The sequence below is a fragment of the Ancrocorticia sp. genome (assembly GCF_052089425.1).
In the GTDB taxonomy this organism is placed as follows: domain Bacteria; phylum Actinomycetota; class Actinomycetes; order Actinomycetales; family Actinomycetaceae; genus Ancrocorticia.
Map to the genome: position 1 here is coordinate 1 of NZ_JBQCZW010000044.1, position 9,394 is coordinate 9,394.

12 protein-coding genes are annotated in these 9,394 nt (G+C 57.5%); 7 read left to right on the top strand and 5 right to left on the bottom strand.

The features are described from left to right. The first annotated feature begins 36 nt into the window (after positions 1-36). A complete protein-coding gene (locus ACTHV6_RS10625) occupies positions 37-855 on the top strand; it encodes a MerR family transcriptional regulator (RefSeq protein WP_441387506.1) in 819 nt (272 codons plus the stop codon). Between the two features lie 21 nt (positions 856-876). Here ACTHV6_RS10625 and tal read toward each other — a convergent pair whose 3' ends face one another. The 3 genes from tal to ACTHV6_RS10640 all read right to left on the bottom strand — a co-directional run bounded on the left by tal (position 877) and on the right by ACTHV6_RS10640 (position 3,149). Further along, the gene (tal, locus tag ACTHV6_RS10630) at positions 877-1,968 is read right to left on the bottom strand and encodes a transaldolase (RefSeq protein WP_441387507.1); all 1,092 of its coding nucleotides are present in this window, start codon (positions 1,966-1,968) and stop codon (positions 877-879) included. A gap of 90 nt (positions 1,969-2,058) precedes the next feature. Then, on the bottom strand, positions 2,059-2,400 hold the full coding sequence (locus ACTHV6_RS10635) for a hypothetical protein (protein ID WP_441387508.1): 342 nt from the start codon (positions 2,398-2,400) through the stop codon (positions 2,059-2,061). A gap of 164 nt (positions 2,401-2,564) precedes the next feature. Then, positions 2,565-3,149 (bottom strand): hypothetical protein, encoded by a 585-nt coding sequence (locus tag ACTHV6_RS10640; RefSeq protein ID WP_441387509.1) that lies wholly within the window; start codon positions 3,147-3,149, stop codon positions 2,565-2,567. A 126-nt stretch (positions 3,150-3,275) separates the two neighbouring features. Here ACTHV6_RS10640 and ACTHV6_RS10645 point away from each other — a divergent pair, with 126 nt between their 5' ends. Then, complete coding sequence (locus tag ACTHV6_RS10645; protein ID WP_441387510.1) at positions 3,276-3,527, top strand: hypothetical protein; 252 nt, start codon at positions 3,276-3,278, stop codon at positions 3,525-3,527. Positions 3,528-3,539: 12 nt separating this feature from the next. Here the strand turns inward: ACTHV6_RS10645 and ACTHV6_RS10650 are convergent, their stop codons facing one another. Beyond that, on the bottom strand, positions 3,540-4,484 hold the full coding sequence (locus ACTHV6_RS10650) for a VOC family protein (RefSeq protein WP_441387511.1): 945 nt from the start codon (positions 4,482-4,484) through the stop codon (positions 3,540-3,542). A 78-nt stretch (positions 4,485-4,562) separates the two neighbouring features. Between ACTHV6_RS10650 and ACTHV6_RS10655 the strand changes: the two genes are divergently transcribed. From ACTHV6_RS10655 to ACTHV6_RS10670, 4 genes are all read left to right on the top strand, one after another. Continuing rightward, on the top strand, positions 4,563-5,411 hold the full coding sequence (locus ACTHV6_RS10655; RefSeq protein WP_441387512.1) for a class I SAM-dependent methyltransferase: 849 nt from the start codon (positions 4,563-4,565) through the stop codon (positions 5,409-5,411). Between the two features lie 135 nt (positions 5,412-5,546). Then, complete coding sequence (locus ACTHV6_RS10660; RefSeq protein ID WP_441387513.1) at positions 5,547-5,714, top strand: ribbon-helix-helix protein, CopG family; 168 nt, start codon at positions 5,547-5,549, stop codon at positions 5,712-5,714. After that, entirely contained in the window at positions 5,711-6,418 is a 708-nt protein-coding gene (locus ACTHV6_RS10665; RefSeq protein WP_441387514.1) for a hypothetical protein, read from the top strand. The genes ACTHV6_RS10660 and ACTHV6_RS10665 overlap by 4 nt, the downstream gene beginning before the upstream one ends. A 71-nt stretch (positions 6,419-6,489) precedes the next feature. After that, positions 6,490-7,197, top strand: a complete 708-nt coding sequence (locus ACTHV6_RS10670) for a hypothetical protein (protein WP_441387515.1) — start codon at positions 6,490-6,492, stop codon at positions 7,195-7,197. Positions 7,198-7,224: 27 nt separating this feature from the next. On the opposite strand, the gene ACTHV6_RS10675 is transcribed toward ACTHV6_RS10670, so the two are convergent. Continuing rightward, entirely contained in the window at positions 7,225-8,475 is a 1,251-nt protein-coding gene (locus tag ACTHV6_RS10675) for an ATP-binding protein (protein ID WP_441387517.1), read from the bottom strand. Positions 8,476-8,654: 179 nt separating this feature from the next. On the opposite strand from ACTHV6_RS10675, the gene ACTHV6_RS10680 reads away from it, so the two are divergent. Next, positions 8,655-9,394 (top strand): CorA family divalent cation transporter (locus ACTHV6_RS10680; protein ID WP_441387518.1); only part of this gene is annotated, 740 nt, incomplete at its 3' end.

Sequence of the window (9,394 nt, forward strand, 5' to 3'; positions counted from 1 at the left end):
AGGCATCATCCTGAATGGGTGAGAGAGAATGGTTCCATGACGCATACGCCAAACCGCGACACGACCGCCCACGATATGACGGTGGGAGAGGTTGCCGATCTAATTGGCGTGAGCGTGCGAACGCTGCATCACTGGGAGGCGATCGGCCTGATCACCCCCAGTGCTCGCACCTACGCGGGATATCGGCTCTACGATTCGGCGGACGTTGAACGTATCCATCAGATCCTCGTGTATAGGGAGACGGGTATGCAGCTTTCGCAGATCGCACAGGTGCTGGATGGATCGGATGCTACGGACTCCGCCGAGCACCTGACCCGGCAACGTGAACTTCTCGTGGACCGCATCACTCACCTGCAGGAGATGGTCTCCGCAGTAGACACGATGTTGGAGAAGAAGAAGATGGGTATTCAGCTCACACCCGAAGAACAGGTAGAAGTATTCGGCAAGGATTGGAATCCTGAGTGGGAGGATCAGGCGCGCCAGCGCTGGGATGACTCGGAGGTGTGGCAGCAATATGGTGAGCGCACATCCAAACTCACAAAGAACGATTTGCGGCGGATCACCAGCGAAATCAAGGCAATGGAATCCCGCTTGGCGCAGGCGAAGCGAGATGGGGTCACCCCCGGCTCAGATGAGGCCAACGAGCTCGCCGAACAGCACAGGGCATCACTCGATCAGTGGTTCGATGTTCCCTACGCACGCCAAGTGATTCTGGCGCGTATGTACGTGGAAGATCCGGCCTTCGCTAGGCACTACAACGATCAGGAACCCGGACTAACCGATTGGCTCCTGACCATTGTTGAGGAGAATGCTGCCGCCCACGGCCTCGATCTATCGCACGTTGAATGGCAGTAGGTTCGAAAGTACTCGTGCCAACTAGCCGAGAATCTCAGCCTGCGCATCCTTCACGGATTGTTGGAGCTCGTGCCAGGAGACGATGAACTTGTCCACGCCCTCGTCTTCCAAAACTTGGAAGACGTCCACAAGATCGATGCCAGCCTCCTCGATCATGTGGAGGGTTTGGCGGCCAATATCTGCCGATCCTTCCATGGTCTGGTGGACCACGCCATGATCGGCGAAGGCATCCATCGTCTTCTCCGGCATGGTGTTCACAACGCCATCCGCCACGAGGTCCGCAACGTAGAGAGTGTCCGAGTAGGACGGATCCTTGGTGCCGGTAGAAGCCCACAGAGGGCGCTGCTTGTTAGCACCCTTGGCCGCTAAATCGGTGAAGCGCTCAGCGGCAAAAACGGCCTCGAAGGCGCCAAGCGCCACCTGAGCATTCGCAATAGCGGCCTTGCCCTTCAGGAGGTCTGCGCCCGTGGCCGCAAGGCGCTTGTCCACTTCACTATCGACTCGCGAAATAAAGAACGAGGCCACCGAGTGGATCGTGGACAGGTCCTTGCCGGCTGCGGCAGCCTTCTCTAGACCAACCAGATACGCATCCATCACCTCGACGTAGCGTTGCTCCGAGAAGATGAGCGTGACGTTCACGGAGATACCCGCGGCAATGGTTTCAGTGATTGCCGCTAGCCCCTCTTTAGTGGCTGGGATCTTGATCAGAACGTTTTCGCGGCCAACTAGCTCCGCGAGCTCGGCTGCCTGATCGATCGTCGCCTGTGTCTCGTGGGCCAGTGTGGGCGCTACTTCGATGGATACTCGACCGTCATAGCCACCCGTTTGCCCATGAATATCCGCAAACAGATCACACGCATCACGGACGTCCTGAGCCGTACATTGCTTAATGGCTTCGTCAACGCTAACCGCCCCCAGCTCTTTCAACTGTGCGGCATAGTCCTCACCCTGAGACAACGCGGCGGCAAAGATCGTCGGGTTGGTGGTCACCCCCACCACGCAGTCTTTCTCGATCTTGTCAGCTAAGTTGCCGGTCTTCAGTCGGCCACGGGAAAGATCGTCCAGCCAAATGGAAACACCAGCGTCAGAAAGGGCTTTCAGTGGGCTATTCATGTTGACTCCAATACTCGGATATGGCCTGCGTCACGTATCTAGACTAGGGAAAGCACGGAACGAATTCAATGCATGGTGGCCCGTGGTTCACTAGCCCCACGCAGAACCGCCGCCCGCGAGTGGGCCTTGACCACCCGTCCGCTCGTAGGCCTCAACAACGTCTTTCGCTTCCTTCAAGCCCATTGCCGGGTGATGCGCTTCCCGCAATAGCTTGACGGCCAGAATCTTGTTGCCTGAAGCGAGCGCCTCGATCGCAGCTGGCGGCAATGACGGCGCTCCGGCGGGACGTATGCCGGGCCCGGCTCCAGTTTGGGCGATGGGTTGAATCTCAATCCCCAACTGAGCGGCGATTTGTCCGATGATCCGTTGTTGATCATCAACCTGCCGTTGGAGGCCCGCAATTCGCGCCTCGAGTTCACTCCTACGTGCCATCGCGATACTCCATCTCTATCGTTGCGCGGGCGATCCCCACGGCGATTAAGACCAAAGTGTAGCGAATGAACGGGTCAGGCCGGGTTCCGCGCCGCCGTTCAACGTAGCCAAAGAGAATCCTTCTGCACCCTCAACGGGTTCACATGCCGCGTGTTCGATTTTCATTATCGTTCCTTCCCGCTGGACAGCGTGACCCATTGTTCGTCAATGCGGTATCCAAGCACAGAGTTGGCGATCTGAATCCCCACGTTCTCAGCAGATCCCCCGGTCCGAAACGTTGTGATACCGCGTTCAAGTAATTGGAGAATTGAGGCAGCCTTGAGCGCGGTCGCCAGCCCACCACGCCGGTACCGTGGCGCGACCACCGTAAAGTCCGTATCAGCTAAATCTGGGCCCACCACATCAACAAACGTCATCCCCGCGAGCTGTCCATCCTCGGTAAAAGCCCCATACGCCGGGTGGGTAAGTGTGGGCACGGAGGTTTGCGTATCGAGCAACGTATGGGACGTCGCAGTGCCGCCCGGGTAATCATCCTCGGTCGCTTGGTCAAGCTCGAGAATCGCGGGAGAGTCCCCAGCCAACAGTTCGCGAACGCGTATTGGCCGGATCCTGGCGATCAGCTCCTCGAACTTTTGCACGTTGACATCTTCGCCGCGCAGCTGCGCTCCGAATGACCGCGCAGTGATCCGCCACCCAGACTGAATCAGCTGATCAACTTCCGGTGCTTCGGCGCGCAGGATTCGATCCATTCGTCGGTCCCTTCACTTACTTGCTTCGTTTCTAGATTACTCCGCGAGTGAGTAGTTGGTTTTTGCCGACGACGACGGCGCACCCACTCGCTCCCGTTGCCGGTCCACACTTGGTAAACTGCGCCCATGGACGTCAAGAAGCTCTTCCCGTACATCATGGTCGAAACCGTCGCCGTTTTGGCGATCGTTGCAGGGTTCTTGTTAGGGATTCCGCTCGTCACAATTGCCGGCTTTATCTTGTTGATATTCGCGGGGCTCGGCATCGTATATGTGGTCCTGACACACGTTCGTCATGCCGCAGAAAAAGCGGCCAGCCAGACCAGATTGGGGCCGACCGCCAACGGGCCAGATCAAGGGCCGTTCCATCAGGGCCGATAGCACGCAGGGCGATCAGAAATCATCGATGATCAACTTCTTCATGCTCAGCATGTGGTGATAGGCATCTGGCCGTTCCATGAGTTCAGCTAAGTTGTCCGGCACCACCTGCCAGCTCACGCCGTAGCGGTCCTTGAGCCACCCACATTCCTCAGCTTCGGGCACCGCAGAAAGCGCCTCCCACAGGCGATCGATCTCCGCTTGATCGCCACACTGGACCTCCAGTGAGACGCCTTCTGAGAAGGTGAAGTCGTGGCCCGCGCCGTCGTCGTTCCCAACAAACCACTGATTACCGATCCGGAACTCTCCAAACGCAAGCGCCTCGGCACTCGCCGGGCCCGTGGGCACGCCATAGGGGTAGCGGAGTCCGATACCCGACCGGCCACGGGACTCTCTAAAGAGCGAAACGTAAAAGTCCGAAGCCTCGGCGGCCTTATCCTGAGCCTCGTGGGTAAAAAGGAGACTCGGAATAAGGAATGGGCGGGGCTCGCCCTCCGGGTCCGTCAGCATAAGCTGCCAATTCACGCCGAAACGGTCCTCTACCCAGCCGTACAGTTTGGCGAAGGGGTATTCACCCAGTTCCATACGGACTATCCCGCCTTCGGACAGGTTATTCCACGTATTCGTCAGGCTTTCGCGGGCGGCTCCCATCGCGACTTTGGGTAGATTGGACCCGTCCTCAAACAGGAGCGGATCGAAGTTGAGCATGAAGGAAATGGAAGGGTTCGGGCGGAACTCCGGACCCGCGTTGATCAGGGTGAGCCGGATGCGATGAAGTTTCAATGCGACAACCAACGGCGCTCCCGCAAGGTGTTCTTGGAACTCCGGAAGGCCGTCTAGCGGATACCGCGATTCTACTTCCGCGCTGGCGAATGGAATGGCCGTGGCATAAAACGCTGCAGCTGCCTCCGCGTTGCCGTTATACCAAATGTTCGGAATGATTCGCTGATCTACTGGCATAGTGCCCCCTCACACGTTAGTTCATTATGTACCTTGATGATGCTGCGGCGAAAGAGCCAATAAGCGTACGATCGGCGCATGGTTTTAGCACCGGAACACTCAGCGCATTACACCCACGGTCACGAACGCGCGGTGCTCGCCTCCCACGGGGAGCGAACGGCAGCGAACTCGGCTTGTTATCTCCTCCCACATGTAGACCCCGGTATGGATCTGCTTGATGTTGGCTGTGGCCCCGGAACCATCACTCTTGATTTCGCGGAACTGCTTGCTCCCGGCAATGTGATCGGCATCGAGAACACGAACGCTCCCTTAGAGACGGCTAGGCGGAACGCTGCCCATCGACGCGACGCTAGCACGCAGTTCATGCGCGGGGACGTGATGGCACTAGCTTTTCCGGACCATTCATTCGATATTGTGCACGCCCACCAGGTTCTGCAACACCTGTCTGATCCGATCGGAGCGCTTCGCGAAATGATCCGCGTGTGCAAGCCCGGCGGCATCGTTGCAGCTCGCGATGCTGATTACGCTGGCATGTTCTGGTACCCACAGCTTCCCGAACTCGAGCACTGGCGCGAGCTATACTCCCACATCGCGAGGGCGAACGGCGGCGAGCCTGATGCTGGGCGCCAAATGCGCCGATGGGCGCAAGAGGCCATTCGCTCTCGCGGTAGCCAAGCCGATCTTTCGGTGCCGCCCAAGATCACCGTGTCGGGATCAACGTGGGTGTATGCCGCGCCGGATACTGCCAAGGGATGGGGAGAGAGCCAAGCCGCGCGCGTGAGCGGGAATTCGTTCACATCGCAGGCCTTGGCGCTTGGTGCCAGTCACTCGGAAATTCAGGGCATTGCGGATGCATGGAGCGAATGGGGCTCCTCTCCCGACGCGACGTTCGTGATCCCTCATGTGGAGATCCTGATTCGGGTGTAGCTGTGAATCCATCCCAGAAGCAGGGTTCCAGCAGGCCCCACGCTTTCGGCATGTACTCAGACGTATATCGCGATTTTGGTGAGCGTTCTTTCAGTACTCATTGCAGAGCTGACCCTATATTGCTAGCATTACGGCATGGAATCCAAACCTAGCAAAGTTCAATTCAACGTGTATCTGCCACCCGATCTCGTTAAGCAGGTCAAACACGCCGCCATAGATGCCGATCAATCCCTGTCGGTTTTCGTTGAACACGTCCTGCGGGCGGCAGTGGCCCCTGCTGAATCGAAGGAGAACCAATCATGATTGTCAGGATCACGTGCTTCACAGCACATCGCGACGGATGGATACAGCTGGTTACGGCGCTCGGCGGCACTCTAGTTACAGAGACCGAGCTCTGGCACCTGTATGCGCTAGGCGCGGGACGCATCGGTATCCATGACGTTCCGGCGGAAAGCCCTGTAGCAGGCAAATGCGCGATCACGCTAGAAGTCCCTGACTTGGAATCCTACCTAGCCACGACCTCCACGGAAGCCGCGGATCTATCAATTGGCGATACGCGACACGGCCGTGCAATCACGGTCACTTCGCAGGCCATTCCCACCTTCTTTATTGACCAACAGGAAGGAGAGGTCGCTCATTCTGGTAAGACGATAGCAGCGCCACTCTTCCTCACTCGCCATGTCCCAGAAGGCGCCGAGCTGCTCGCAGATCTGGGTATGACGCCTCGGCTCAGTTCGCAGTCAGACTCGTGGGCGGATCTCACGGCTGACGGAGTGGCCGCAGTCCACGACGGCGATAGCGGCTTCATGATGGGATTGGAGCACCCTAACCTCGACCAACTCGAGACAGAACTCCGGGATGCAGGCATCCGCACTACACCGATTGACGAACGTTATGGACGCACTCTTCGGGTAGCACATCCAGATAATCCCACAACCGACGCGGAAATCTGGATCAGCGAAACGCAAACGGATCTCTATGGTTACCGCGAGGGTTTGCCGAACTAAATCACAACCAATCCCACGAGCGAAGGCTATTGTGATAACGAAAGTATTCGGCACACAGGAAGCGGATCAGAATGGCTGGGACCATCACAACTCTGGTGGCAACGTTTGCGATAGCGGTCATCGGGCAGAATCTCGCTAGGCGCCGCCCCAAGCAGAACCTCTCGAAGGACGGCGCGAGGCAGCGTCTTTCCAAATTCATGCTATTCGCCGGGATTCTGATTGCCTTGGGCGGACTGCTGCTACTAGGAACCGCGATGACGAGGCCCGAAGTGGACGATTTCGTCCCCATGCTCATTGCTTCGCTTGGACTCCTGATTGGCGGGGCGTTCTTTATTATCTTCTACGCCCTCTACTTCGTCGCGATCTCGTCAACCGGTATAGCCACTCGAGGTCTATTAGGTCAGAGCAAAGCCATACGTTACGACCAGCTCATCAGTTACAGGCTAGAACCCGGTGTGGACGAGAACCAGATCCTGAAATTGCAGGGTGCTGATGGCACCAAGATCAACATCAACGTCACCAAGTTCTACGCCGAACCGCTTCTCGAGTACTTGGCGAATAGAGAACAGCGTGAAACCGTGTGGGGTACGGCCACGGCCGTGTCGCCTACACGAAACACCCGTCCCGAAAACACGGTTCCGGACAGTAGCCGGCAGGATCAGCAGCCTCCGCGGTTACCTTCGGCCGAGAGTTCAGCGCCGTGGGGGTCCGGAACGTCCGCTTGGGGCGACGACGACGGATCCAACGCCCACAACGGGCCGTTTTACCAAGGACGATAGACGACAGTTTCCGACGGTAGGGGACGATCACAGCCCTAAGGAGGCAATTGCAACCACGTTGACACCATCACCGCGGCGATATGACGGCCCTGCTGACGTAATGACTGTCAAAGAACTTGGCTGCTGCTCTACCTGTTCTGCGAATGCAAGCAAGCCGGCAGCCGCGCCATCGATGATCCCCGCAGCCGTCCCAAGTTTCACTTCGAATCCTGACCATGTTCCGTCTGGAAGAGTCACAATCGCATCGATTTCCCGTCCCGCGGAGTCGCGGGCATGCGACACTGATGCCCGCAGTGGCGCACCGTAAGCGCGCAGCTCGTGAATTACGAGAGACTCGAACAGTTGTCCTGTGAACGCTGGGTCCTTTTGTAGAGCTTCCGGCATAGCTTGCAATGCGGCTGCTGCTAGAGAGGGATCTGCGAAATGGCGCTTCGGTTCTTTGCGGAGAGTAGCCGACGAACGCAGGTGAGCGGACCACGCCGGCTGGTTCTCTATAACAAATACCCGTTCAAGAGCGGCCACGTAATCCCGGACAGTATCCCGTGACAAGGTCATCTCGTCTTTAGCGAGAGTCGTCAGCGTGACCTCCGTGGCTACAGAACGTGCCAGCGATTTCAACAATCGAGAGACCCGAGCAGGGTCACGATCTATACCGTCAACAGTCCGAAGGTCTACCATCGCGATAGTTTCGAGATAGTCCGCGAGATTGAGGCTCACATCGCCAGTGGCCAGCTTCTGAAACGCCGGCCAGCCACCGATAACTAGGCGATCGGTCAGCCCTTTGAAGCTCATTCCCGGATCTGACGCACGTGGGGGTTCCCCGCCGAGAACCTCCCCCAAAGAGACATCCGAGGTGCTGGCGCCAGCTTCGGCGAGTGTCATCGTATGCATTCGAAGACGGGCAATCCGTCCAGCTCCCGTATGTCTGGACGCATCGGCTCCAGGAGCTGTGGACCCAGTAAGAATATACTGTCCAACGTCTTGGCGGTCATCAACAGATCGTCTCACCGCATTCCACAAAGAGGGCACCAATTGCCACTCATCGATGAGACGCGGTGTAGCTCCCTCAAGAATCAGCAATGGATCAATTGAAGCTAACCCGGCCACGCGATCATCTTGATCCACATGAACCTCACTGTGAGCTGCCTGTGAAGCCGTTTCCGTCTTCCCCACTGCTCGAGGTCCCTCGATCAGTACGGCACCTGACCTACGCAGCGCTCGATCCAACTCCGCGTCAGCAATTCGCGGAATATACGCCCTATTCTTAGGATCAGACATAGTGGTATTCTCGCAGCTCGAACGTCAACTCGTCAATTTAGAGCCATTCTAGTAGTCAATTTATAGACGTTTCACTCGTCAATTTAGAGATACTCTGATCGTCAATTTAGAAGGGTTCCATTCGGATACCTCTAGTGTGTAGTCAGTGATACCCTGACTCCCGGACAACTGGAGGATGCATGGCCCGCGAACATCAACGCTCACCGTTTGGCAATTGGCAGGCGAGCACTGACGGGCCCGCTGAACGCTCTTGGAGCAGTCCAACCGATACTGACGCAGGCGATACACCTATTGTTGTGCGCCAAATTGAGGACGGCGTCCCGCTCAACGAGGAAGAGAACGCCGCGTTCGACGATATTGGGCGGTATGTTCAAGAGGCGGACAACCGCATGGCACTTGCCATCATCCCCACTCCCGAGCACAGCGAGATAGAGGATGTTGCCACGGCCTGGAACCTGCATCCCCTTCTGGCTGAGGATCTCATGCACGCTGGCCAGCGCCCGAAGCTGGAACGCTACGGTGACGTGCTTTTCATGGTGGTCCGATCGGCCCGCTACATTGACGAAATTGAAGAGGTGGAGTTCAGCGAATTTCACCTCATCATGCAGCCGCGGGCATTGACGGTCATCTGTCAGGACGGACGACTTATTGATGGGACCCAGATTGGCACGCCAGAAGCCCAACGCCAAGGTGCCAGCGATGCACCGCTCGGGGCAGGTGCCCCGCTACTCGACAATGAAAAGCTGCTGAAGCTCGGGCCAGAGGCCATGGCCTACCGGTTGCTGGACGGCGTGGTTGACGGCTACTTCCCCGTCCTAGACGGTCTCCAGAATGATAAGGACGAAATCGAACGTCAGGTGTTCAGTGGGGACCCTACGGCAGCCGAACGCATCTACAACTTGAGCCAAGAAGTAGTTGA